The organism is Empedobacter sp. UBA1574 (assembly GCF_002322895.1).
Taxonomy (GTDB): domain Bacteria; phylum Bacteroidota; class Bacteroidia; order Flavobacteriales; family Weeksellaceae; genus Empedobacter; species Empedobacter falsenii_B.
On the sequence record NZ_DCOI01000023.1, the window covers coordinates 46,189 to 71,837 of the forward strand.

A 25,649-nucleotide genomic window follows, 5' to 3' on the forward strand; every position below is an offset into this window, starting at 1 on the left:
CGAAGGGATTCGTTTTCATGGATGTACATTATGGACTGATTTTTCAATTTTTGGAGATCCAATGAAATATGGGATGATTTGTCAAAGTCAAATGAATGATTACAAATATATTAAACGTGATCCGTCTTATTCAAAAATGAGAACCATTGATGTTTATCAAATTCATAATAAGTCTATTGCATGGCTTGAGCAAAGTCTAAAAGATTCAATTGGTCTGAAAAACATTGTTATTACACATCATGCACCGAGTATAAAATCAGTTCCAAAAGAGTATATTTCTGATCCTGTTACGTCTGCTTATGCTTCAAATTTAGAAGATTTTATTATAGAATATCAACCAATGTATTGGATTCATGGACATATTCATACACCTTGCAGATACAAGATTGGTGATACTGAAATTATCTGTAATCCTCATGAATATATTGATGAAAAAGATAATGGTTTTATAAAAGAGTTGATGATAGAGTTATAAAATTAAGTTTACCATTTAGTAAATAATGTTTACTAAAATATATATTAAGTTTATATTTTAGTATATTTGATTATTATAATATACATTATATGTTAGATTTCACGACAATAAAAGATGTAAAAAACACAATTGGTGAGTGGTGTAAAAAAATGCGCAAAGCAGAAAATTTAACACAACAAGAATTAGCTGATGAACTAGCTCTTTCTCGCTTAACAATTGCTAAACTTGAAAATGGAGATAATCCTACACTAGAAACTCTTTTGAAAGTGTTACAGTATTTTGATGAAATGAAATCGATCAATCAATTTATTTCTGATAAAATTGAAAGTTTAGAAAATAATCAATCCATGTATTAACTATGGCAAAGAATCAAATCATTTCGATAAATTTTCAAGAAATTGAAATCGGTAAAATAGGTTACGACGAAAACCAAAGAAAATCATCATTCCAATACAATCCTGATTTTTTGGAAAGTAATAACTACAAAAAGATATTTCCTTACGTTATCCGCAGAACGCCTAACGTACAAGTATTTTCTGAATTTGAGGGAGAAACATTTCGTGGTTTACCTCCTATGATTGCTGATTCTTTACCTGATTTTTTCGGTAATATTGTCTTTAAAGAATGGTTAGAAGCAACTCAAAAAGAAATGAATGCTATTACTCCTTTAGAACAACTAACATATGTTGGGAAAAGAGGAATGGGAGCTTTAGAATTTTCACCTGCGAAAGAAATTAAATCAAATCAGAGTATTGATGTAGAAGAAATAACGGAAGTAGTAAAGAAAGTGCTCGATTTAAAAACTTCAACAGAAGAAAAAGGATTAAGTGATATCGCTTTACTGAACATCTTTAAAATTGGAACTTCAGCGGGTGGCGCACGCCCTAAAATTTTAGTTTCAGAACATAAAAAAACAGGACGTCTAATTCCTGGTGATTTAGAAACATCAGACAAATACAATCATTATTTAATTAAACTTTCTGTAGACGAAGATCAAGGCTATTCAAAAGAAAAAATAGAGTACATCTATTATCAAATTGCAACTTCTATAGGAATTGAAATGATGCCTTCTAAGTTGATTGATGATAAACATTTTGCAACATCAAGATTTGATCGTCAAAATGGAAAAAAACAGCATATTTTAACTGCATCTGGAATGACAGGATGGGATTTTAAAAAGCCTGAAAACTCAACTTATGAAAATCTTTTTAAACTTGCTTTTGATTTAAAACTTTCGCACAAAAACATTCAGCAATTGTTTAAACGACTGGTTTTTAATCTTGTCTTTTTCAATATCGATGACCATTTAAAGAATTTCTCATTCATTTATGATGCTGATAAAGATCGTTGGAATTTAGCTCCCGCCTATGATTTAACTTATCCATTAGACGCTTTAAAAAACTACCTAAGAATTTCAAGAGCGATGTCTATTAATGGAAAAAGGACTGAGATTAATCGAGATGATTTAATGAAAATAGCTGAATTATTTACAATTAAAGACGCTAACGGAATTATTGATGAAGTTATAAACTCTACAAATCAATTCAGAATTCTATCTAAAGAACAAGATATTCCTGAAAAAGTAATTGATAAAATTGAATCTGAGTTTTTAAAGTTTTAATCAAAAAACTTCTGCTAAAAATAATCATTATGTTATGTCAATTATTTTTAGGTTAAATTGGTTGATTTTTAATAATTACCGTTTTAAATAAATTAATTCTAAAAATCCTTCTGTAAGGTGCATTTTGTCGTTAAATATAAATATTCAAAGCGGTCAATTTTTATAATTGATTAAACTCAAAATTGTAAGTGAATAAATCGATATTTTCTTTAGATTTTAGATCAGAAATATATGTAAATCGTCAGCAAAAAGTTTATTAATATCAATAATACATTTTAAATTCACTATTTCACACCATTTTTTTTAGCCTAATTCTAAATAAGAAAATTCATCAATGATCTAAAATAGATTTGACTTATAAAAACATATAATTATGAGCCAAATACAAATTTCATTGGTTTATAATAGGAAGAATAAAATCAATAAAAATGAAGAATTATTAATTCAGATTTGCTGTTATCAGAATGGAAAGAGAACATATTTTTCAACAGGTCAATTATATTTAATAAAGTTATAATGATAATAAACCATAAATTATTTCATTTCATTTTTAATCAAATTAAGGATTGTAAATATTATATAAAAATTTACACTATTATTATATTGTAATTGAATTTGTTGTAAAAAATATCAAAATTCTTTTATTTTTAACTTGTTTTTTATGTTTTAGATTTTATATATTTGCACCCACGAGAAAAGAAATTGATCTTTTACTCTGGGTCCTATAACTCAGTTGGTTAGAGTAGCTGACTCATAATCAGCAAGTCCTTGGTTCGAGCCCAAGTGGGACCACTGAAAATCCCGATAAACGTACTGTTTATCGGGATTATTTTTTTACTGGGGGTTAATTAGGGGGTGAAAATTAACTTCTAATGCTTTTACATTTGTAAGAGAATCACATTCTTTTAATAATATTTTTTCAAATATATTGATTATTCTAATTTTTATATCTTCAGAATTTTCAATGTCTATTTCATATAAAGCTCCATCATGCAATGGTATTAGTAATCTTGCTTTTTTTACTTTTTCAAAAGTTTCAATAATAGCTTTTTTAAAAATGTATGATGCATTCGACTGTATATAATGACTTAATATCCATATGTTATCATTGTTAAAATCAAGTTGTCGAAAATTACCATTTTCTGTACTTACATAAGCATTTTCTAAAGATTGTTTTATTAGATCTTCTTTAAATTTTGATAACTCTTTGAAACTATTAAAATAGTTATCAACTTGCTCTTTAAACTTTAAATTGTTTTCAAATGTATCACCATATAAGTATCTATAAAAAAGAATTTTAGCTTCTTTTCTATTTTCTTCATTAACTTCTTTTTTGAAAATTCTCTCAACAATATCAGAATAAATGTCCTTTGTGTTTATTAAGTCTAAAAGAACTTTATCAGCAGAATAATGAGCTAAAATACTTGCTTCAAATTGGCTATAATCAATATAAAATAACTCTTTTCCAATATTTGGAATTATAATATTTCTATTAGCTTTTCGAAGGTTTTGAAGTGAGGGTTCTTTTATAATAATTCTTGATGTTATAGTCCCAAAACCTACAAAATATGGATTTACAAAATCAATACCACCTAATCTTGATTTTAATAAAATCAAAGTTTTTAGGTCTTTAACTAACCTATTTAGTTTGTTAAATTTTTCGCAAACAATATCTGATTTTCTAAGTAAACTAACTGTTCTCTCAATAGACTGTAATATTCTATAATTGTTATTTTTTAAGTAGTTTGCTTGAGTTTCGAAATTTTCTGGTTGAAATATATTATAGGAAAATTGTAACTCATTTTTAAGCTTATAAATTTCTTTATGTAAATCAACACACTTGCTATCTAAAATATTTTTATCAATCTTAATTCCACCAAAAGAAGTTTCATGAATAATTTTATTAATTTTTATTTCAATATTATTGAACCGTTTTAATTCTAGATCTTGAGCATCAATTAAATTATTTATAAACTCTTTTGTTTTTAATAGAATATCTTTCATATTAGATATTCTATAATGTGAATTTATGATATTCTCTCTTCTTAATGATTTTAAAATATGCCATCTTTTAAAATCAAATAAGTCTTTGCCACTTTGTGCAAATTGTTTATCTAACGACTCTATGTTAACAATCTCAGGAAGAGTTTTGTACTTTAATCTTTTTAATTCTCTAATTAAATCCGACACTTGAAATGAGTAATACTTATTTCCAATTGATAATTTGTGGTCTTCGGAAAACTCATCATTTGATATTTCTAATGAATACCATTTATTTTCTGTGAAGCAAATAATAAATTCTTTCATATTGAGAATAGTTCTTCTGTTAAATCCATATCGTCATAATTTAATTCGATATCATAATAAAATACCAAATCTTTATCTCCAAATTTCGATGTGAATGGAAATGAGTATGACAATGTAGGATGTATCGATTCTTTTTTAGGTTCGGTAAGATTGAATGATCTTAGAGCTATTAAAGATGCTCTATTTTGAAAATAATCACGAGCGAAACCTTCATCGATTTTTCGTAATAAAATTCGTTTGAAATTTTTATCTACTGTAGTTAAATACAAAATTTGAGCAGAAGTTGTGGCTATTTGTGTAGAATCATTTATCTCTATTTTTTCACTAGCATATCTTATTAAGTCCTTACAAACAAATTTTTGTTTAGTAAATAATAACCAAATTTGAAATTGTTGATATGGATAAATATTTAAGTGTTCTTGAAGAACTAGTTTTTCTAGTTCTGGAGCAAATCTATCTGAGAATTGGTCAAGCTCTATTAAAGATAGTATTTTGCATACTTGTGGGGTTATCCATGGTTTATCCTTTAGCACGCTGACTGCTTTAGATAGTGAATCCACTAGCTCACTATTATATGTTTGAAAATGAATTTTAGATTTCCCTAAGAATTCAATAATTCTTAAAGCAAATATTAAATTTTTTGATTGTTCATCATTTTCATTTCCATCAAAATTAATATTTTCACTTAATAGATTTATAGCTGAATGAAAAGCTTCATTTCTATACTGATAATTTGATGATTTTGATAAGACTTTAATTTGTTCTATTCTAGGATTAAAAATAGATGATATTTCGTCTCTAGTTATAATTAAATCATTTTTGTCTTTGTTCAAATCTACAATTTCAATAATTTTTGTCTTTTGTGAATTCACAGAAAGTTGACATCTTTTCAATTCCTTTTCTAATAATACTAAAAACTTACGTGCTTCATACTTATCTTTGCAAAGAATTTTTATATCATCTGCAAATCTATAATATGACTGTGTATGATTATGAATAAATGCATCCACTTGATTTAAATAGAATGTAGAAAATAAAGCCGATGCATCATTGTTTTGTGGTAATCCAGTGCTTTTTTCAGAATAACTACTTAAAAAAGTATCAAGTAGATTTATTAAGTTTAAATGATTTTGATTAGTAGCAATTCTTTTTAATTTTTCTACAAGTAATTTCTTGTCAATATTGTCAAAATAATTTAAAATATCGACTTGAAGAATACAATTAAATTTAAATTCTCCTTTCTCTTTTCTGTTTACTTCTTCAGAGATTTTATATTTCATTTTTATCCATTGTTCTACACCATTTATTAGTAAATTATTGGAATTTAATTTATTAAATCTTGATGCAAAAACATTTGGAATTAAAGAATCCTCAATTAACTCTCCTAGTTCTCCAGCTATTGCTATATAGATAATTCTATCTATTAATGGTAAAATATAAGCTTCTCTTAATGTGTAATTATTTTTAGGAATGTAAAATTTTTCTGCTTTTGTGGCTCTATAAGAAGTTTTATAAAAATAATTACCTAATTCTGCGAAAAGATAATCTGAATTCAAAAGATCTATATATTGTAATGAATCATAAAACCAATCATCATTCATATCTGTTCTAACTCTTTCAATAGCCTTATTTAAATCTAAATATGCATTATTGATTTGTCCTTGATACAATTCAACAATTTGTCCATCAACTTCACGTTTTAAATAACTTTCTTCGGTATCTAATTGAACATAACCTAATTCACGCAATCGAGTATTTATCGTAGCAAAAGATATTCTAGAACATTCTATGGTATTTCCTTCAAAATTTTCATTTGGATACTTTGATATAATTCCAAGCAGTTTGTTTTTATTATGAATAAAAACACCACTTCCAGATATACCATTAAGATTTTCTTTGGATACATTGTCTACAAGAACAATCTTCTTTTCTGAAGGATCATTACGATAAAACTTAAAAGGGCTTAAAGTATTTTCATTTGCTTTAAAAACAGACCAACATGAAAAAACAAGTTCATCATTTTCCAAATTATCTGATACTAAAATAGAAGGGAAATTAAAGCCTTCTATTTTTTTTATTTTAAGGATTGCTAGGTCTTCACTTTCAAATATGACAATATCTGATTCGATTAATTTTTTCCCTTTTAAAGAGATTAATTTTTCTAACTTATCAGTGTAGTAATCAACTTCGATACTTTGTATCTTATTGAATTCATATTCAGTGTGAGAATCTTCAGATAAAAGATGTCTTGCAGTTAAAATATAATTGTAATTACATTTATTTGGTGTTTGATATATAACTCCAGAACCTATAGAAGGGACTCCAGAAATCATAGATGTTATTTTAACGGAACAGGATTTTAATGTTTCAGATATCAAAGGCATAACCATTTTTTTTATTGTTAGAAATCAAATTAATATTATACTTCTTTTCTTCTGATTTAGAAATTTTCAAATTTCCAATGACTTCTCCATAATTGAAGTAAAATTTGATTACTTCATTTGAATTTCTGTTATTTATTATTTTTATTAAAGCTCTTTTATTCGGTAAAAAATGTTTCTTACTATTAGTTGAAATAATGAAATTTGTACAATTTATTTTTTGTAATATTTGCTTATTAATACTTCTGTAACTTGCGTGATGTGGTAATTTTATTTGTTCAAAATTAATAACTTCATTTTGTTCCTTTAATTCATCTATTATTTGGTTAAGTCGTGTTGGTGTAACATCAGCTGCAAATAAATAATTTTTATCATTATAAATAAGAAATAAAACTATACTTGCCATGTTACTTGCTGATGTGTCTTGGCTTTTATCATCTACTGGGTCTAATTTAGAAATAGGAGAGTCCCAATCACATCTATTATCACTTGTTAGATAAGCACCTTTATTTGAAGCGTATTTTTTTAAGATTTCATCATCTGGAGAAAATAGCCTAAACTTTAAATTGGTATCATTAAATAATTCATTTAATTTCATTTCTATAATTTCTGTATTCAATGACGTTTCCCATTTTATCTTTTGATGATTTCCTAAATACTGTTCGAGTTGATAAGCTTGTTTATATGATAATAGGTTTGATTCAGAAGTATTCTCAATTTTGCCAAGTATTTTTCTTGGAGAATTAAAAATCACATTATCAATAATGGTTTCTTCATTTCTTGCTTCCATTTCTTTAAAAAGATCTAAAATACCTTTGATATGATCGTCATCATGGTGTGTAACAATGAGAAAATCAATCTTTTCATTTTGGGATTTAATTTCATTGTATTTAGAAATTAAATAGGTGCTTTCATTACCTCCATCAATAAGAATATTTTTGGAATTATGATTAATAAAGATACAGTCACCTGTTCCTGCTTTTAGATATTCTATTTTCATAATTACATACTTTCTATAATTACTTCTTTTTTACCAGAGATATATTTCCAAACATTAAGCAAATCATATGAAGTTACAACGATATCGCCATTGGCATCGTATTTTCGTTTTATTTCTAGATTACATATAAGTTTCGAACCTTTCTTAAATTTAATACTACCCGATTGTACTTCAGTTTTAAAAATATTTGACTTCATATTAATCGTAATATCTTTGCCATTTAATTTTCCTTTCCATTTATAGGGTTTATTTTTATCTAAAACAGGAGAAATTATTTCAATTTCAGCTTTATTATCAATTAAGGGTTCTAATTCTGGTGTATCAATTATATAATTTTTAAATAATTCTCTTTTAACAATTTGTTCATTTTCTTCAGCTTCATTCTCAGTTAAATTGTTAAAACCGATCTTTTTTACTTTTTCTATTTTATTTGCTTCTTTATAAAAATTGGATCTTGAAGTAACGATTTTTAAATTTTCTTGTAAACTATTTGACTTTTCTTCTATTTTTTTTGAATTATTTAATAAATCTTCTTTCCTTTTTTCTAAATCAAGTTTTTTATTTTCAACATCAATTGTTTTCTCTTCTAAATCTAATTTTTTTATTGCAGAATCAATTAGTTCATTTTCCTTTTCAATTTTTGGTTTTAAAAGATTCTCAAATATTTTTTTTGTAGGATTTGCTAATATTAAACTTACACAACCTGTTAATGTTGCAGTTAAGTATGGATAAGCTTTTACAGATTCTTCAATAATTGTAATGTAAGTTTCAAAACCACCTTCTTTTGCAGGTTCGATTTCGACTTTGTGTATTATTTTGAAAGTATTAGATACCGTTTTAATAATCTCTAATACATTTTTTAGGTTTGAAAGATATATTTCCGCATCAATACTATGTGAACCATCAGAAAAATAGTAATGTATTTCTAATTTTGATTTTTTAGTTTCAGTAATTTTATTTGTACTCATATAAGTATTTAATTATGCGTTTTCTACAATTTCTATTTCTTCTGCTGTAAGTTCGTATAGATTATAAACCATTTGGTCTATTTGTTTGTCTGTGGCATCTATTTCGGCTTGTATTGAATTTACTTTTTCTTTTTCGGTTTCAAAGAATTCCATCCATTCAGATTTTTGAGAAAGAGACAATTCTATTTTCTTTTTCTTTAATTCTTTGGTAAAATCAATGAATTCTAAGTTGTACCATTCTTGTAGTTTTTTAGAAGGTTCTGTAAGTCCTAATTCTGTTGCTAACAATTTACTGAATTTGGTTGCTGTGTTTTGTACCTCTTTATTTAAAGCTAACATTTTATCTGCCATTTCTACAAAAGGTTGTTGCTCGTTTAAAGAAATAATTTTGATTGGAAGTTTAGATAAATTTACTTTTTTAACTTCAGCAAAAGTTCTACCTTTTTCTTGAGAAATATTCTGATAAAAAAAATTAATTAATTTTGAATTTATTAAGGATAAAATATATAATATTTCATAATTACTATTAATATCCCCAACGTTATATACGTTATTTAAATTAATAAATTTATTGTCATCAATATTGGCTATAAGCGAATCGGAAGTCTGCCTTAAAATTATTTTTTTATCATTAAAAAAAGGTGCAGATTCTCTTGGTTCAGCTAGCCATTTTCCATAACTTAAAAATAATTCAGGAGTGTTTAGAAACTTATATTTATGAAAATCTTTTCCTATAACACATTGTATGAAACTGTCATCTTTTTTATAATTTGAATTATAAATTTTAGTTTGAACAATTTCTTTTGTTTGTTTTGGAATTCCTTTATTTGTTTGATATGGTTTTATTCCAACAATAATATTAGAAATCTCATTTAAAAGTTTACTATTAAAATTTAATTTATCAATATTAAATATTAATGAATTTAATTGGTAAGTGGAATTTTTAACTATGTCATCATAATTAACTTTATTTCCAAATAATAATGCGTCTTCTTTATTATAGCAAATTTGAATAATTATATCTTGAAACTTATTTTCATTCTTTTGTAAAATCCAAGTAACAGAATCTCCAATATCCGCATCTTCAAATACTTCATAATAATATTTACTGATAGCTATTTGATTATAAGAAAGTAAAATATTCCTAATTTTACTAAAATAATGTTGATAAGTAAATGTAGCAGGGGTTATATAACCTAATAATCCATTTTTTGTAAGAATATTAATACCTTTTTCATAAAAAGCTACATATGTATTTACTTGATACTCTGATGATTTATAATTTATGCTTAAGAATTCTTTAGATTTATCATCTAATTGAGCCCCATAAGGCGGATTCCCAATAATTACATCAAAACCACCTTTTGCAAAAACGTGTGAAAATTCATTTTCCCAATTAAAGGCTTTTTCACCAGCAACTTCTATATCATCAATAAGTGAATTACCTGTTTTTAGGTTGTTTGATAAAGAAGTTAGTTTACGATTTGGTTCAGCAGTTCTTAACCACAAAGAAAGTTTGGCTATTTCTATTGATTCCTCGTTAATATCAACTCCATATAAGTTGTTTTCTAAAATGCTACCTTCTATATCGGTCAGTATAAGAGCATCACCAAACAAATTAGCTTGCAATTCGTCTATGTATCGGTGTTCAGTAATCAAAAAATCCAATGCTTGGTTTAAAAATGCGCCAGAACCACAAGCAGGATCGCAAATAGTTATTTGCAGTAACCAGTTTCTGTAAACATCTAATTTATCTAATAAATATTTTTTTTCCTCCTTTTGTTTCTTAGTTAGTTTTTTGACAATAACTTCACTGTGATAATCACTTTCAATAAGTTTTAATTCAGCTTTCTTTTCATTACAAAGTTTACCAACAGTATTTTCAACAATATATTTTGTAATGTATTTTGGCGTATAGAAAACACCATCTTTTTTACGTTTTGTCTTTGTTTTTTCAACAACTTCACCTTTTATCTCAGCCTGAACTTCTTCTAATTCATTTAACGAATTTTCGAAAATATGACCTAAAATATTTACATCAACTTCTGATGCAAAATCGTATTTAGCGATTTTTAAGGTATGTTTTTTTAAAAGCTCATCATCAACTTCAATTTTATCTAAAACTTCGTCAGGAGCAAATAAACCACCGTTGTACGCAAAAACAATCAAGTCATTTGATGTGTAACCTGTATTTAGATAACCAAAGTATTTGCGATAATTATCGATTAAAGGTGAATAGGCATCTAAATCTTTTAATTTTTGCCAACGATCTACAATAGTTCTTACAGAATTTGGTTGTAATAAACCACGATCTTCAGCAAAGAATAGAAAAAGAAATCTATCAATTAATTTTTGTGTTTTTTTGAAAAGAAGTAAAGGTTCGTAAGTGGGATTTTGTTCTAAAATATTTTGATATAATTCTCTTTTAAAAGTAGAATAATCTTTGTAAAGTTTCTTTGTGATGTCACTTTCTTCTGTTAAAGATTCATCTTTTATACGTTTTGGAATGTCTTTGCTAATATTTTCAAATGCTAAACTTAAATACAAGATCTGAAAATCTTCAAAAGATAAATTGAAAAGATCAAACTCAATATGTTCGATTGCATTGTCAATATAGAATCTAATTTTCTGAAAATTAGAAGTGATAACATAAGTACATTCAGGGTGATTATTTTTATAACCAAAAGCTTGTGTTTCTATTGACGAAAGATCAGTTGTATTCATACCTTTCAATTCAATAACGGCTTTTGTATTGCTGTTTATTATAATAGCACCATCGACTTTTTTACTATCTTTTATATTCTTTAATTCAGTTGTAAGATTAAAGTTTGGCGTTGGATTCTTGGTGTAGCCAAAAATATTTACAAACAAATCATTTAGAAAACCTTCTTGATATTGCTCTTCTTTACTGTTGCGAATATTTTCTTGAATTGTTGAATTCAAAAAATGTTTTGAGAAAAGTTGATACTTTTCTTTTAGTATATTTTGATTTGCTGACTTTAAATATTTATTAAGTACAGCCTTTTGAAATAGAGACATTTATTGTAATAATATGTGTTGTGATAAAATTACAATATTTTAGTTTAAATTAAAAAGAATTAAAATGCGTTAAAGTAGTGTTGATAAAAAATATTCTTAAGTTTTTTTCCTATACTTGGAATTTTCTAGTTTTTCTATTAATGGAGGAAAATTGATGTTGATTTTATTATCTTCAATCATTAACTCTTTATTATTATCTAAATCACCTAATTTGTTCATGAAATCAATAAAATCGATTCTAAAAAATGATGGATTTTTTAATTGTGTATAAAAAGATTTAGATTGTAACAATTTTTTTAACTCATTATAACTACCAAAAATTTTAGGTATTTCTTTAGAAATACCAATTCTGTTGTCATCTTCATTATCATAATAAAAACTTTGTGTATTTACAAAACCTACTAAAATACTATCAAGGTCTTTTTTCATAAATTCTTTAAATATTTCAATTGCTTTTGGATGAATAAATTTTTCTTCAAAGTGACTATTGTCTGTAGTTTTCCATCTTTTGAAATAACAATTGTAAAATAATCCCCAAAAATCTGAGTTAATTTTTTCATTATTTTTATTGAAATTTTTAAAGAAATTAACAACTATATTATAAAATTCGTCTTTATTATAAAATTCATTTTCATAGATATTTTCATCTACCATTTTGCAGTAATGTATAATAGAAAAACAATAAGAAGCTTTATTTAGAATGTTTAATACAAAAGACTTTAGTTCAATATAGTTACCATTATAATATATATCACCAAATTCTTTTATTCTTCCGATTGTATTATACCATAAAGTTTTATAATTGATATTTATGAAATCACTAGAAATTTCATAAATGTAAAAACATATTGATATTAAATTTTCATAAATCTTTTTACTATCTAAATTATGATAGTTTGTATTATAAAGATAATATAGCACAGAGTTGAGTTTACCTTCTGATGAGTATTGATTAATTCTTAATACCATTTCTTGATATGGTAAATTAATAAAATTATTAAATTCCGATTTAGTTACATCTGAGGTATTTAATTCTTCTCTAAAATATCTAGAGAGATTTTGTGATTTATTAATAGATAAATCTGAGTACTGATATCCGTATTCAGGAAAAATATTATCTAATAAATTACCAAGAGTTTCGATCTCTTTTTCGGTATAAATTTTATATTCTTCAATGATATTTTTAATTAATGATTCTTTGAATGATACATCATTGTAAAAATCACTTTTAACAGGAGCTAGAGTAAGAAAATTTTCATAATAACTTACGGATTCATAACTCTTACTTTGAATCAAATATCCACCTTTAAACAATAAAAGATAAACATTGTAATATTTAAATTTAATCAGTTGAAGTATCAGATAATCTTTAAAAACAACATCATCTTTAATTGAAGAATAATTAAAACTAAAAGCGTTAGCAAATCGTTTTATATCTCGAATGTTATGTAAAATATCTTTAAAATTAATTGTATGATAAATATTTACTCCATTAAAAATTGAATTTATATCTTCTTCATTATCGGGATGATGGTTTATCATAATGTATTTTGATACCTCTTTTATTGCATCAGGTGTAAGAGGAAGCAATTTTATTTCTTCTACAAAAATTTTCTCAATATATTTATTTGAATTAGGGATGTTCAAATTATTTAAAGATTCTAGTATATAGTCTTTATCGTATGCGACGATGTAATAAAAATTATAAAAATTAGCAGTGTTTCTTATTAGTTTTAGAATATTTAATATTTCAGAAGGCTGTAATCTATCTAGATCATCAATAAATACAATTACTTTTTTATTTATTTCCTTTAATGTATTATTTATTTTTTCGAACTCCTCTGTTTGATTTTTCTTATTTCTAATATTTAATATGTTTATTATATTTTCTAATGTACCAGTTTTATCAAGTTTAATTACTGAATCGCCATATTCTTTAATATCTTTTGAAATAGAAAAGCTATATTTATTTATATCTGTTTCAATAGTATTAAAAAAATCTTGAGCAATATTTTCAGAGCTAATATTTAACCAAGGATTAAAATCAATAATTATACAATTGTTTGATTTAGAATTTAAAATACTCTTCTTTAAAAGATTCATAAAAGAAGTTTTACCTTCTCCCCATTTACCTGTAATTCCAAATGCAATTGATTCTTCGTTATCTAAATTGATGATTTTTCGTTTAACATTTTCAATTGAATTGTTTAATACTAATAAATCATCTTCTACACTCTTAATTGAAACATCTTCAGTAAATGCTATTTTTTCATTTTGTCGTTTCTTTCTTTTTTTTACTTTATTTAAAGTAAATAGTAGCAATGGAATTAGACAAATAAAAATTAATATGTCAAAATAATAAATATTTGAATATGTTTTTAAGCTTAATAAATTGTGAGAATATTTGAATCTTATAATAATTAAGAAAATAAAAATAAAACTAGTTTTAATTATTTGGTTCTCTTTTATGTAATAATTGATTTTAACTTTTGGTATTAAATAATAAAGAGTTGTAATAAAGATGAAAATAGCAAAAACTAAATCTAATAAATATGTTGAATTAATATGAATTAAAATTTCTTCTACTATATATTTTTGAAATTTTACTGATATTAAATCAAAAAATGCGATTAATATGATTACACAAAAAATATAGATTTTGTTCTGATCTATGAATTCTTTTATTTTATCGTTAAAATATGATAGTTTCAAAATGTTGATTTGTTATTTAGAGCTTAGGTTCTATTTATATAAATTCAAAAATACTTAGCTTACTTGGATTAAACTAATACATTGATTTACTATTATCCAAATCATCAATTTTTGTAGAAATAAATTGATTGAGAGAATTCATTTTATCAAAATAGTGTAGGATTTTTAAAAGAGTTTCAAGTGTTGGATTTTCGCCATTTTCAAGATTAACAATTGTGTAACGAGAAAGTCCAAGTTCATTTGCTAATTCTTGTTGCGTTAATTTTTAGGATTTGCGCATTTTTTTGCACCATTTTCCTATATTATTTTTAACATCTTTAATTGTAATAAAGTCAAACATAAATGTAAGTTATATTAAACAAAATTAAGATAATTGTATATATTGTGCATTATAATAAACAATACTCTTTATTAATCGGCTCATTTCCTTTTATGCCTCACCAAATCTGTTACAACTCCCAAAATAATCACCACATCTTCATCTTGTAATTGAATGCAATTTTTGTATTTCGGATTTAGAGAAATCAATTGTTTGTTGATGGCATCATAACGTTTGAAAGTATATTCGGAATTGTTGACCGATACCACAATATCATCATGATGTCTTGGTTCGATATCAGAACGTATGATAAGTAAATCACCTTTCAGATATTCAGGATACATACTTTCGCCTCCAACACGATTAAGATAAGTTGCTTCGGGATGGTTCAGTAATATTTCATCTAAACTAATATTATTTTGTACAAAATCAGCAGCAGGAGAGGGGAAACCTGCCGAAACATCCCCAAAAAATTGAACAAATCGTTTTTCGCCATCTGTTTTGATAGAGATGTTGATTAACTCTTCTGAGAATTTCGGAACTTGAATAAATTGTACCATTTAATAAACATTTAAAATATCAGTAAATCTTGTTGTGTAACAAGGTGACAGTCGTTCTTGTTTCATTTTCCATTTTCTACGCGCATCCTGCGAAGCTAATTTTAGCATATGATCGCCATAATTTGCATTTAATTGATCCATGACACTCATCAAAACTTTATGTTTTGGAGAATCTTCGTGAAATAAATTCATTTGTGCTTGATTATTGGGTGTAATAGCCGAAACAATAACACCAGCTTTTTTATAATCAGGAACTTTGCCTTCGGCAGGAACCAATTTATCCAATAAAAATAAAGCTGTTTTTGACAAAACGATACTCGAATTCGAATCAAAATCTAAGGTTGTACTTAATGAGTTTGAAACAAATGATTGCTTTTCATCAAAACGATTGGTCATCACAAAAACAGTAATAATGTTGCATTTTGATTGTTCTTTTCTAAGCTTTTCGGCACAAGAAACAGCAAATGTAGAAACACGCTCTTTCAGATTTTCATAATCATTGATTGTTTTCTCAAAACTACGAGTAGTCGCAATTGATTTTTTGCGTTGAACTTCATCTAATTTTAAGACGCTTTCGCCTAATAATTCCTTTTTCAAACGCAATTCTACGATTGAGAAATTTCGTTTAATGTATTCATCACTCAATAATGTAAAATCATACGCGTTTTTACAACCAATAAAAGCTAAACGTTTAGCTAAACGTCGCCCAATTCCCCAGATATCCTCACATTTTAACCATTTTAAGGCTTTGTTTATTTTCTCTTTCGAATCAATCATATAAACACCATTATGATGTTTAGGAAATTTCTTTGCTATTCGATTCGCCACTTTAGCTAAAGCCTTTGTAGGAGCAATACCAATACAAACAGGGATTTTGGTAATGGTATATATTTTTTGTTTAATTTCTTGGGCGTAATTTACCAAATCATAGTTATCAAAGCCTTTGAAAAGAAGAAAAGATTCATCAATCGAATAAATTTCTATATCAGGACAATAGGATTTTAAAATCATCATCACGCGATTACTCATATCCGCATATAAAGCATAATTTGAAGAGAAAACATTGATTTTATTTAATCTAAAATTATTCTCGTATTCAAAAGCAGGAGCACCCATTGGAATCCCTAAATCTTTTGCTTCATTAGAACGTGCAATTACACAACCATCATTGTTAGAAAGTACTACAACAGGCTTTCCATTCAGCGTTGGATTAAAAACTCGTTCGCACGAAGCATAAAAATTATTGCAGTCAACTAAAGCATACATCATGTTACAAAGTTGAGCAAATAAAACGCTACAAGGTGTCGCGGAAAAGTGTTAAAAAATAATAATTAGAAATTGATTCAGTAAATTTGTGCCATGGTACTGAATGATAGATTGAAAATGTTGGTTGACCAAGTTCCAAAAAATATTTGTGGCGTGTATTATTTATACAACGACAAGCAAGATATTATCTACATTGGAAAAAGTATTGACATTAGAAAACGATTGATTCAGCACTTCAAATCACTTGACAAAAAAGAAATCAAACTACAGTATTTTACGCATTCCATTCAATTTGAAAATACAGGAAATGAATTAATTGCTTTGTTGAGAGAATCTGAACTAATTAAGCAAAATCTACCACTATTTAATCGAGCTCAACGAAAAATTAAGTTTTTCTATGCTTTGAACAAAGAAATAAATTCGGATGGTTATCATGCATTAATTGTGAAGAAAATTGATAACTCTGGGAACGAAATTATCTCATTTACATCGTTAAATGAAGCAAAAGATTATTTATTTTACATTACAGATAAATATAAGCTTTGTCAAAAAATAAATGGTTTATATAAAACCAAATCAAGTTGTTTTCAATATAGTTTAGAAGAATGTAACGGAGCTTGTATAAATAGGGAAGATGTGAAACTTTACAACAAAAGAGTTCGTCAATTTTTGAAAACAGTGCATTTACCTAAAAAGGACTTTTTATTTGAATTGGTTGGAAGAACTGAAAATGAAAAAGGTATTGTATTAATTGAAAAAGGAGTTTATAAAGGATTTGGTTATTGCGATCATTCACTTGAAAATCTTGATGAAATGAAATTATTTATTGATCAAAAACAAGATAATAAGGATGTCCGAAAAATCTTATTTCGACATATAAAATCCGAATTATCCAAATAAACTCACTTGACCATCTTCACGTTGATAACTGAAATCTGTAAATGGTACAATAGGTTTACAATTAAGCCAATTCATTAAGTTTTCACCATCATTAAATACAACAGGCATTCGATGTTTTGTATTGTGGATATAATCCATAATGCCGACAGCTTCAGTCGTAACAATCGTAAACGTGTCATCTGAATACAATCCAGCTAAACACATCAAATTGTTGTTGATTCCAATTTCATATTTGATTTTATCTTTTCCTTCATGTCGCCATTCATAAAAACCATCAACCAATATCACACAACGATTGGTAAACGCATCACGAAAAGATGGTTTTTCATCAATAGTTTCAATTCGTGCGTTTAAGGTGTTATTCGAATTAAAATCATTTCCTGCCCAATGCGGAACTAAACCCCACTCGAACAAATGAATAAAATCTTGTTGGTTAGTTATCACAGGTAATTTCGGATGATCAAAACCTTTGAAATGAGGATTTGGCGTAAATGTAACCTCGGGTTTGAATTTCAACCTCGATTTCTTTTCAATCTGTTCTTTTGTTTTGGTAACTTTTACATGAAAACACATAGCATCAACTTTGGAATAAAGTTAATGATTTTCTATCTTTACATCATTAAAATAATAATTACGTACGCGTAAGCTTTCGAAATTTGGTTACAGAAAACTGCGAATCTTCTATAAACCTAAAATCTTCGATAGGCTTACGCCCATGTCTATATATGGCGTGGGCTGAGTCTTTCTGGGTTTAGGGTTCTTCGCAGTACCTCTGTAACGGATTGTATTTAGTTCCACGCTACTTTTTTCTAAAAAAAACAATCTAGACATGGAAAACCAATTATCCTTACAAGAGAAAAAAACAATTATTTCTCAATTTTTAAATATTTCCTTTTTTGGAAATATTAATCCACCAGAATTTAAACGATTAAATGAAGTTGAAGTAAAAGAGTTTTCTGATTCTTTTAAATCAGGAATTTTGAATAGAACTGAAGATTTTAAACCATTTATCATAAGTTCAATTTCAGCATATATTTCAAATTTGAATGAAACTGAAAGAAAGAAACTGTATTTCATGATGATATCTACAGGAAATTTTACAGCAGATGCTTTTTTATTCAATGAGAATGATGTTAGTATCGAAGAAATACATATTGGTATTCTTGAAGCAATTGAGAAAAATCAAAATAACTTATTTGTCAATTTATTTTTTTCTCGAATTCTAACTATAAAAGGAGGGATAATAGCTCATAAAAAGCATTATGCAACGAAAGAATGGTATGATTCAGCGATAGAAAATCAGTTGAATGACTATAATGAATTATGTTTTACTAATTAAATATTTGACCAAATGAAAGCAAGATTTATACTATTCATCTTATTTTATACGATTTTGAATTCTTTCTCTTTTGCTCAACAAAAATGTCCTGAATTAGAGAACGAAATCAAAATTCAAAAAGTTAAAAATGAAGAATTATCAAAGGAAAATCATTATTACAAAGAAACATTGAATTTACTGAAACCAATACAATCAGTGAAAGTAGATGGTTTGCAATTAGATATTACAAATATTGTTGGTTCTAAAGCTGATAAGACAGTTACAGTGACTTTTCTATATAAAAATATTGAAGTTGAAACACGGAATTTTTTTCAATGTGAACAAGCTTATTTTATTGATCCACAAGGAAACCAAGCTCAAAATTATGAGGTTTTTGTTTCGTTTAATAATGGAATTCGTGCCGAAAATATCAAACCAAACATCCCAACCAAAGCAACCATCACATTCAAAACAATCGAAACAACCTACCCAATCATACGACAATTAAAAATAATCGTTTATCCAAAAGAAGTAATGGCGAAGCAAATTGAAGCAATTTTTGAAAATCTAGAGGTTGTTTGGAAATAAAAAATGGATCATATTTGATCCATTTTTTTATTCATCTTTAATATCCTTAAAAATTTCTTGCGTTATTGCATTCGATTTCCTTTTTATTATTATTAGTTTTTTTAAAACTTCATTTAATTCAACTAAAGTGTTATTATTAATTTTTTTATCTGTGTTAACTTGTTTGGCAATTTGATTAATTTGATCACCAATTATTGAATAATTTTTATTAATAAATTCAATTTCTTCAAGAGGAAGTTTAAATATTTTTTTTGAAGAATCTGTCATAATTTTATTAATAATTAAGTCTGTCATTGTTAATTTTTCATCTTCAGATAGTTTAATAATTTTATTTTTCTGCTCTTCAGATAATCGTATTGTAATTCTTTTATTTTTTTTCATTTTTATATAATTTTTTGTAAAATTTTAAATGTTTTTGAGTTCCGAAAAATAACACTTCCTTTTCTATAAAGGTTTATTGATATTGTTATGTACATACGAATCCACATCTTGCATGTAATTTCAATATTAACAAAGTTTTAACAAAAAAAAAGGCAAAGTTGTGATTGTGTACGTACAAATCCATATCTTGCATGTAAATCTGAATTTAACATATATTTAAGAAATATTATTAATATTAAATTCATTCAAATCTTTGTACTTATTGTAGAATGAGGATCCATCTTTCACTTTAGTTTTTAATTCAGTTTCTAATAATTTTGTAGCAGATTTACCAGCCTCATCGTGATCAAAATAGGTGTCAATTTTTTCATATTGATTAATCAATTCTAAATTTTTTCTGAGCAAAGCAATTGAGTTTAAAATCAAAAAATCATTTTTAAATTCTTCAGTAGGAAATAAAAAAAGATAACTAATAAAATCGCTCCAACTTTCAAAAAGTTTTAATTGATTTTGATTATTTTTTATCAAAGTAATATCTTTTATAACCAAACACATTTTGACATATTTATTTCGAATTTCATATCCATTTTGATTATTTGGAAATGCAATAGCATAATATTTTTTATCATTTAATTTGTAATGAATTTCTTTACAATATCGATTTGTAATTTCTAAAGGGAGTTTTCTCTCATCTAAATATTGAATTAAAGGAAATGAAGTGATTTTTTTCAATTCTAAGACACTATAATTATTTTTTGGAGTAACTGTGTCATTTGAAACTTTTTGCTTGTGAAAAGAAGAAGAATTTTCGTTAAAGTATTTTAAAACTCCTTTTAGATCTGTTTTCAAATAATGAATAAAAAAATCAACGTTTTTTCCACCTAATCCGTTTCCGTGATCGAACCAAATATCATATTTGTAAATCTTGGAAATATGAAAAGAGGGGGTTGATTCGTTAGGTCTAAAAGGAGATTTAAACCAAATCGATTTATTATTTATTTTTTTAGGTTTGAAGCCTATTTTTTGATCCAAAATTTTCACAAAATCTAGACTATTTATTTCGTTTAAATTCATATATATTCTTTTTAAGTAAGAGTTTTTACCCGTTCTACCTATTCAGTCTAATCTATAAGCGGGATTGAGCTTGTTTTTACTACCTGTCCATACCTATTCAACCTATTCACTTTTTGTACTTCTGAATAGGCAAGGATAGGTAAATTTATCTTACTTATCCAAAACGAACATAGATGAATAAAGGGTTTGAATAGGTAGAACGGGTTGAATAGGTAGATTTTAAGATTTTAAAATTTTAGAGTAATAATTTGACAATTTTATTTTGTATTTTTTTGTTCTTTCTTCTCCAATTCTCACATATTTATAACCGATATTGTTTAGTAGTTTACCCAATATGTTTGGGTATTTATTAATATTAACTTTTCTAAGTGCAAAACTTAAATCAGTTACAGTCATAAAGTCATTTTCATCTTCGCTGTGATCTACAAATGCAATAATTTCTTCTTCTTCCCTTGTAAAAGCTCTAAAGGTTTTGTTTTTTTCATCATTGTAGCTCAATTCCTCACTTGTCATGAAAGGATTAAAGCTTTTTTCATGATAAGCTAAATGGTAGGCTTGTGCCCAAACTTTATTAATGTCGATTTTAGAATAAGAAAAGTCAATGTGATTTATTTCAAAAACTAACCATCTTACGTTTGAATAATCTTTGAGAATATGTGTTTTATTTGTTGATCCAATAAATGAAGCAATTCGTTCTATTCTTTCAGATTTTCTCGCATATGGTAATCTTTCGTGAATGTTTTCTTTTGAAATAAGAGCCTTAATAAATTCTAATAAACTTGTGAGAAAATTTTGCATTTCGTCTAGGTTTATGATAAAATTTGTCGCTAGCTTGATAATACTGTCCTTCTCATTCGTTATGTCTTCTGAAAAATAATCCTCTAAAATAAACGGTACGAGATAACGTATAAATGACGATTTTCCAATATTTTGGATTGAACTATAAAGTATAATAGCATTTTTGTTGATTATTTTCTTTTCACAAGCGCATAAAATAGTTCGAACTAGAAATTTTTTAAATTGCTCGTTAAAAAACTCTTGATGTTCATTCACTTCAATTTTAGAAACTAATTCTCCAATATAATCTTGTCCATCCCACTTAGGTAAAAGATTATGAAAATAGTTTTTAATTGGATCATAATGAGTAGAAAACGCTTTTAAATAGATTAATAGCTTATCAAATGATAGCTTAACATTGTTTCGTTCTAACTCAATATATAGACGTTCAATATTGAGTTCTGAGAAATTATATTCTCCTAAAGCAGAAACTTCGTAAATAAGTTTGATTTTATTAAAACGAATTTCATAATTATTGTTCAGATAATACTCTAGCTTATCGAATACAGAATTCGACATAACATTTTCATTCATAAATGTTTCTGATTTTAAATGAAATGCCTTATATTTGTTTCGCAATATTTAAATACAATAAGGCATTTGCTTTGTTTATAATATTTGAAGTGATTATTGGGGAATAATCACTTTTTTTATGCTTTTACTAAATCTTGATTTTGGGAAGCAAGTTTGATTAATTGACTTCTAGAATAGATAATATTTCTTCCGATTTTATAAAAAGGAATTTTTCCTTTCTTTCGCCAATTAATAATTGTTTGAACAGTGGTATCAAACATTTCTGCAACTTCTGCTTGTTTTAAACGATCTTCTTTTACAGGATAATTTATTTTTTCAATAATTTTTATCGATTCTTTTTTTATTTCAGGAGCAATTACATTATCAACTCCACGATCTACAAATCTATTACTCATTTTGTATAAATTTAATTATTTTTAACTAGTACAAATGTTGATATAATTTTTCATTTTCTATTTACACCAGTATACACTAGCCCTGTTCATCAATGTTTTGATATATTTTGTATAAAATATCAATTTCTTTTGTAAGAGCTTTAGGTCTATTTAGAGGTCTTTTTAAATAAGATTCTATTGTACTTTTACTTATTAATTGTGCACCAAAATAATTTGAAAAAATTAGTGGTAGTATATTTGTTATTCCTGTTAAAAAATTTATATCAAATTGATGAATAAAAAAAGCTATAAATCTAATTTTTGCCTCATTATCTTTTATGATTTTTTTTAAAATTATATTAGTATGATTTAAAGTAGAAATATCATATTCTGGTAACTCTATACAAATGTTAGTCAAAAATATTTCTCCAATATTAATATTATTATAAATTGAATCTTCACCTATTTCATTATACAAAAACTGTTTGAATTCATTTTGAAATGAAATGAAATTTGAAAAATGTGTGTTTGTATTTAATAAATCTTTTTCAGTAAATTCTGATAAAGGATAATCAGCATTAAAATATTCTTTTTCACGTAATATTTTAGATAATTCATGCTTTTCAATGAATAATTGATCGTCATTTTTTAAGAGTGATACGTCTTTATAATTTGAATGATCAAAATTTGGAATATGATTAATACCAATTTTATGAAAAATTACATCTTTACTCATTATTAGCTCTATTGCTAGAGTGTCAAAATCATATTTTTTTAATTTACTAATTACGAATTTTGTGAAAATGTTTAAAGCAACTTCCTTTTCATGAATAAAAAACAATCCAAAAGAATCTTTAATTGAAAAATTATCATTCAGCTCAGTATTTAGTTTTGCTTTGTGTTTAATTATCTTGTTGTCAATGATTTCTATAAAATCATCAAATAATGGTGGATGATATTCAAAAGAAATTGTCTTAAATTTTAGACCAATTAAATAAGCTATAAAGTGAACTGTTGACAAACTTTTTTCAGTTTCTTTGATTTTTTCTAATGAGTTATCAATAATATTATAGTAACCTTCAGAATCAATTAAATGGATGATTTTTTTGAAATTCTCATTTATATAAAAAGCAGGGAAAAGTTCTAATAGCTCAACATAATCTAATTTTTCAATGATCTCTAATGATATATCATGAATATTTTGAAGATTTAGATCAAGTTTTAAAACACCCAAAATTTGATCTACATTGTTTATTAAATTAAATGTTCTCATTTTATATTATTCCAAATATTCATTTCTCTTTGTTTATGTACTTCTTCTATTTTTACATAACGTCTGAAAGATTTTTCATCTTTACTATTTGTGATGTTTCTTAGTACTCGTTCATTCATACCAAGGATTAAACTGTTTGTTATGAAAGTTTTACGAGCGACATGAGAAGTGATTAATAAATATTTTTTAAACTTTTTATCAATTCGTTTTGTTCCTATGTAACGAACAATATTAACATCATCAAACCATTCCAAATCTTCACAACATTCTTGAATTTTTTTATTCAGTTTTTGTGAATAAATTTTAGGAATTGGATAATAGATAGTGTCCTTATATTTATTTAAAATTTCATTTGCAAAATCATTTAATGGGACAATATGATCGTTTGTTTTAGTTTTGATTAATGATAAATTAATGTGATCTTCATATATATTTGCATTACCTAAATTGTAAACATCTGAGTGGCGTAGCCCAGTGAAGCTAGCGAAGCAAAAGAAATCTCTTGCTCTTTCCTTCGATTTATTGTCAAATTTATGATTATACAATTCCATTAATTCATCTATAGTTAAGTAAATTACTTCTACTTCATCTTCAACCCTTTTTAATCTCTTAAATTCATAACAATTATGATACTGACGATCAAAACTCCATTGCATAAAAGTTTTTATGATAGAAATTAATTTGCCATAATAGTTATTTAATGTTTCACGTTCATCAAAACAATAAAGCATAAATACTTCCTCAAATTTGGTGTTAATTGTATCAAAACGTAAAGGATATTTTGTAAAAGATTTAAAGTCATTTAAGAAATTTCGGACTGTTTTATATTTTTTTATTGTTCCTTCTGATTTAGTTGATTTTGATACATCCATAAATTCTTGAAAGGCTTCAAAAAAATCAATTGAAATTTTAGTATTATCTTCATCAAATCTCTCATTAAAAATTTGTTCAGAAAAAACAATTTCATTGTATTCAAAAAATTTAAAAATGTAATCTACTTTCTCTGTGACATTGGTAATCTCCTTATTACAAGAAATATAGTAATCGTAAAAAGGACACTTTTTGTAATTATTAATCAACTGATTTTCTCTATTCCAATCAACAACAGTGGTTTTAGCATTGATATTTTTTCGAATTCTTATTTTTCCGTGTGTAACAACTAATCTAATAGGAATAAGTCCATCTTTTGTGATTTTATCCTTTCTTAATTCAAAATGATATTTCATTATAACAATTTTTAATTAGGGGGTCAGAAAGGGGGTGTTTTTGAAATTAAAATGAGTTAAAAGTTATTAAAACAAATTAATGTAAACACTTAACATACTGACATTTAAGTAGTAAAAGTACATTAAAAATTGATATAAACAAACTTAACTCCAAGTGGGACCACAAAAGCACCTTTAAAAAGGTGCTTTTTTTATGTCTATAATTTTTAATTTTATTTATAATTTATTGTAAATAAAGTTTTTATGTTTTTTAAGTAAGCTTGAAAGATTTTCTTCAATAAGGTAATCCCAATTTATTTTTTTATTTCATTTAACGATGAGCCGATTATTTTGATTAATTGGCTCAAAAAAGTATGAATTATGAGCCGATTAGTAGTTTTTGAGGTTTCAGATATATGTATTTTACGATGTGAATGAGACTAAGACTAAGACTAAGACAAAGACTAAGGCTAAGGCTAAGACTAAGGATGCGGTTCTGAAACGAGTTCCTTTAGAT

Annotated in this window: 22 protein-coding genes, 1 tRNA gene and 1 pseudogene; 8 read left to right on the forward strand and 16 right to left on the reverse strand. The window is 25.9% G+C overall.

Going from position 1 to position 25,649, the window contains the following annotated elements; genetic code table 11:
- Window positions 1-73: 73 nt before the first annotated feature.
- From B3578_RS06690 to B3578_RS06705, 5 genes are all read left to right on the forward strand, one after another.
- A complete protein-coding gene (locus B3578_RS06690) occupies window positions 74-475 on the forward strand; it encodes a hypothetical protein (RefSeq protein WP_185144183.1) in 402 nt (133 codons plus the stop codon).
- A gap of 89 nt (window positions 476-564) precedes the next feature.
- Complete coding sequence (locus B3578_RS06695) at window positions 565-831, forward strand: helix-turn-helix transcriptional regulator (protein WP_125350089.1); 267 nt, start codon at window positions 565-567, stop codon at window positions 829-831.
- 2 nt (window positions 832-833) lie between these two features.
- Window positions 834-2,096 carry a type II toxin-antitoxin system HipA family toxin gene (locus tag B3578_RS06700; RefSeq protein ID WP_125350088.1) on the forward strand — a complete coding sequence of 421 codons (1,263 nt, stop codon included), beginning with the start codon at window positions 834-836 and terminating at the stop codon, window positions 2,094-2,096.
- A 373-nt stretch (window positions 2,097-2,469) separates the two neighbouring features.
- Window positions 2,470-2,613 carry an Arm DNA-binding domain-containing protein gene (locus B3578_RS14380; protein WP_125350087.1) on the forward strand — a complete coding sequence of 48 codons (144 nt, stop codon included), beginning with the start codon at window positions 2,470-2,472 and terminating at the stop codon, window positions 2,611-2,613.
- A gap of 201 nt (window positions 2,614-2,814) precedes the next feature.
- Window positions 2,815-2,888: transfer RNA gene (locus tag B3578_RS06705), tRNA-Ile, on the forward strand.
- A 42-nt stretch (window positions 2,889-2,930) separates the two neighbouring features.
- On the opposite strand, the gene B3578_RS06710 is transcribed toward B3578_RS06705, so the two are convergent.
- The 9 genes and pseudogenes from B3578_RS06710 to B3578_RS06745 form a co-directional block, all read right to left on the reverse strand.
- Window positions 2,931-4,403: a DNA polymerase gene (locus B3578_RS06710; protein WP_291047474.1), complete on the reverse strand. Its 1,473-nt coding sequence runs from the start codon at window positions 4,401-4,403 to the stop codon at window positions 2,931-2,933.
- Window positions 4,400-6,736: a reverse transcriptase domain-containing protein gene (locus B3578_RS06715; protein WP_291047476.1), complete on the reverse strand. Its 2,337-nt coding sequence runs from the start codon at window positions 6,734-6,736 to the stop codon at window positions 4,400-4,402. The genes B3578_RS06710 and B3578_RS06715 overlap by 4 nt, the downstream gene beginning before the upstream one ends.
- 34 nt (window positions 6,737-6,770) lie before the next feature.
- Window positions 6,771-7,784, reverse strand: a complete 1,014-nt coding sequence (locus B3578_RS06720; protein ID WP_291047478.1) for an MBL fold metallo-hydrolase — start codon at window positions 7,782-7,784, stop codon at window positions 6,771-6,773.
- A gap of 2 nt (window positions 7,785-7,786) precedes the next feature.
- Window positions 7,787-8,752 (reverse strand): hypothetical protein, encoded by a 966-nt coding sequence (locus B3578_RS06725; protein ID WP_291047480.1) that lies wholly within the window; start codon window positions 8,750-8,752, stop codon window positions 7,787-7,789.
- Window positions 8,753-8,764: 12 nt separating this feature from the next.
- Window positions 8,765-11,695 (reverse strand): Eco57I restriction-modification methylase domain-containing protein, encoded by a 2,931-nt coding sequence (locus B3578_RS06730; protein WP_349676199.1) that lies wholly within the window; start codon window positions 11,693-11,695, stop codon window positions 8,765-8,767.
- Between the two features lie 192 nt (window positions 11,696-11,887).
- The gene (locus tag B3578_RS06735; RefSeq protein WP_291047483.1) at window positions 11,888-14,503 is read right to left on the reverse strand and encodes a KAP family P-loop NTPase fold protein; all 2,616 of its coding nucleotides are present in this window, start codon (window positions 14,501-14,503) and stop codon (window positions 11,888-11,890) included.
- A gap of 73 nt (window positions 14,504-14,576) precedes the next feature.
- Window positions 14,577-14,756 (reverse strand): annotated as a pseudogene (locus tag B3578_RS14385) (helix-turn-helix transcriptional regulator); the annotation flags it as partial.
- Between the two features lie 167 nt (window positions 14,757-14,923).
- Complete coding sequence (locus B3578_RS06740) at window positions 14,924-15,382, reverse strand: LexA family protein (RefSeq protein ID WP_291047485.1); 459 nt, start codon at window positions 15,380-15,382, stop codon at window positions 14,924-14,926.
- Window positions 15,383-16,651 carry a Y-family DNA polymerase gene (locus B3578_RS06745; RefSeq protein WP_349676200.1) on the reverse strand — a complete coding sequence of 423 codons (1,269 nt, stop codon included), beginning with the start codon at window positions 16,649-16,651 and terminating at the stop codon, window positions 15,383-15,385.
- A gap of 90 nt (window positions 16,652-16,741) precedes the next feature.
- Between B3578_RS06745 and B3578_RS06750 the strand changes: the two genes are divergently transcribed.
- Entirely contained in the window at window positions 16,742-17,548 is an 807-nt protein-coding gene (locus B3578_RS06750) for a GIY-YIG nuclease family protein (protein WP_291047487.1), read from the forward strand.
- Here B3578_RS06750 and B3578_RS06755 read toward each other — a convergent pair.
- A complete protein-coding gene (locus B3578_RS06755) occupies window positions 17,537-18,121 on the reverse strand; it encodes an SOS response-associated peptidase (protein ID WP_291047488.1) in 585 nt (194 codons plus the stop codon). The two genes, B3578_RS06750 and B3578_RS06755, sit on opposite strands and share 12 nt — an antisense overlap.
- Window positions 18,122-18,377: 256 nt before the next feature.
- On the opposite strand from B3578_RS06755, the gene B3578_RS06760 reads away from it, so the two are divergent.
- Both B3578_RS06760 and B3578_RS06765 read left to right on the forward strand, forming a co-directional pair.
- Complete coding sequence (locus B3578_RS06760; protein WP_188319756.1) at window positions 18,378-18,887, forward strand: hypothetical protein; 510 nt, start codon at window positions 18,378-18,380, stop codon at window positions 18,885-18,887.
- A gap of 12 nt (window positions 18,888-18,899) precedes the next feature.
- Window positions 18,900-19,454 (forward strand): hypothetical protein, encoded by a 555-nt coding sequence (locus tag B3578_RS06765; protein ID WP_188319757.1) that lies wholly within the window; start codon window positions 18,900-18,902, stop codon window positions 19,452-19,454.
- 27 nt (window positions 19,455-19,481) lie between these two features.
- Here B3578_RS06765 and B3578_RS06770 read toward each other — a convergent pair whose 3' ends face one another.
- The 6 genes from B3578_RS06770 to B3578_RS06795 all read right to left on the reverse strand — a co-directional run bounded on the left by B3578_RS06770 (window position 19,482) and on the right by B3578_RS06795 (window position 25,153).
- On the reverse strand, window positions 19,482-19,835 hold the full coding sequence (locus tag B3578_RS06770) for a hypothetical protein (protein ID WP_188319758.1): 354 nt from the start codon (window positions 19,833-19,835) through the stop codon (window positions 19,482-19,484).
- 216 nt (window positions 19,836-20,051) lie between these two features.
- A complete protein-coding gene (locus B3578_RS06775; protein ID WP_291047493.1) occupies window positions 20,052-20,909 on the reverse strand; it encodes a toprim domain-containing protein in 858 nt (285 codons plus the stop codon).
- Window positions 20,910-21,128: 219 nt separating this feature from the next.
- A complete protein-coding gene (locus tag B3578_RS06780; protein WP_188319760.1) occupies window positions 21,129-22,280 on the reverse strand; it encodes a VapE domain-containing protein in 1,152 nt (383 codons plus the stop codon).
- Window positions 22,281-22,396: 116 nt separating this feature from the next.
- Window positions 22,397-22,675 (reverse strand): helix-turn-helix domain-containing protein, encoded by a 279-nt coding sequence (locus B3578_RS06785; protein ID WP_188319761.1) that lies wholly within the window; start codon window positions 22,673-22,675, stop codon window positions 22,397-22,399.
- 76 nt (window positions 22,676-22,751) lie between these two features.
- Entirely contained in the window at window positions 22,752-23,927 is a 1,176-nt protein-coding gene (locus B3578_RS06790; protein WP_291047498.1) for a hypothetical protein, read from the reverse strand.
- Window positions 23,924-25,153 (reverse strand): phage integrase SAM-like domain-containing protein, encoded by a 1,230-nt coding sequence (locus tag B3578_RS06795; protein WP_291047500.1) that lies wholly within the window; start codon window positions 25,151-25,153, stop codon window positions 23,924-23,926. Before B3578_RS06795 ends, B3578_RS06790 begins: the two co-directional genes overlap by 4 nt.
- Between the last annotated feature and the right edge of the window lie 496 nt (window positions 25,154-25,649).

Bases quoted from the DNA above. Each gene is read 5' to 3' on its own strand.
- B3578_RS14380 (WP_125350087.1), top strand. From the start codon at position 2,470: ATGAGCCAAATACAAATTTCATTGGTTTATAATAGGAAGAATAAAATC.
- B3578_RS06690 (WP_185144183.1), top strand. From the start codon at position 74: ATGATTTGTCAAAGTCAAATGAATGATTACAAATATATTAAACGTGAT.
- B3578_RS06700 (WP_125350088.1), top strand. From the start codon at position 834: ATGGCAAAGAATCAAATCATTTCGATAAATTTTCAAGAAATTGAAATC.
- B3578_RS06720 (WP_291047478.1), bottom strand. From the start codon at position 7,784: ATGAAAATAGAATATCTAAAAGCAGGAACAGGTGACTGTATCTTTATT.
- B3578_RS06715 (WP_291047476.1), bottom strand. From the start codon at position 6,736: ATGATTTCTGGAGTCCCTTCTATAGGTTCTGGAGTTATATATCAAACA.
- B3578_RS06760 (WP_188319756.1), top strand. From the start codon at position 18,378: ATGGAAAACCAATTATCCTTACAAGAGAAAAAAACAATTATTTCTCAA.
- B3578_RS06710 (WP_291047474.1), bottom strand. From the start codon at position 4,403: ATGAAAGAATTTATTATTTGCTTCACAGAAAATAAATGGTATTCATTA.
- B3578_RS06775 (WP_291047493.1), bottom strand. From the start codon at position 20,909: ATGAATTTAAACGAAATAAATAGTCTAGATTTTGTGAAAATTTTGGAT.
- B3578_RS06695 (WP_125350089.1), top strand. From the start codon at position 565: ATGTTAGATTTCACGACAATAAAAGATGTAAAAAACACAATTGGTGAG.
- B3578_RS06785 (WP_188319761.1), bottom strand. From the start codon at position 22,675: ATGAGTAATAGATTTGTAGATCGTGGAGTTGATAATGTAATTGCTCCT.
- B3578_RS06740 (WP_291047485.1), bottom strand. From the start codon at position 15,382: ATGGTACAATTTATTCAAGTTCCGAAATTCTCAGAAGAGTTAATCAAC.
- B3578_RS06750 (WP_291047487.1), top strand. From the start codon at position 16,742: ATGGTACTGAATGATAGATTGAAAATGTTGGTTGACCAAGTTCCAAAA.
- B3578_RS06725 (WP_291047480.1), bottom strand. From the start codon at position 8,752: ATGAGTACAAATAAAATTACTGAAACTAAAAAATCAAAATTAGAAATA.
- B3578_RS06780 (WP_188319760.1), bottom strand. From the start codon at position 22,280: ATGAATGAAAATGTTATGTCGAATTCTGTATTCGATAAGCTAGAGTAT.
- B3578_RS06765 (WP_188319757.1), top strand. From the start codon at position 18,900: ATGAAAGCAAGATTTATACTATTCATCTTATTTTATACGATTTTGAAT.
- B3578_RS06790 (WP_291047498.1), bottom strand. From the start codon at position 23,927: ATGAGAACATTTAATTTAATAAACAATGTAGATCAAATTTTGGGTGTT.
- B3578_RS06755 (WP_291047488.1), bottom strand. From the start codon at position 18,121: ATGTGTTTTCATGTAAAAGTTACCAAAACAAAAGAACAGATTGAAAAG.
- B3578_RS06745 (WP_349676200.1), bottom strand. From the start codon at position 16,651: ATGATGTATGCTTTAGTTGACTGCAATAATTTTTATGCTTCGTGCGAA.
- B3578_RS06795 (WP_291047500.1), bottom strand. From the start codon at position 25,153: ATGAAATATCATTTTGAATTAAGAAAGGATAAAATCACAAAAGATGGA.
- B3578_RS06770 (WP_188319758.1), bottom strand. From the start codon at position 19,835: ATGAAAAAAAATAAAAGAATTACAATACGATTATCTGAAGAGCAGAAA.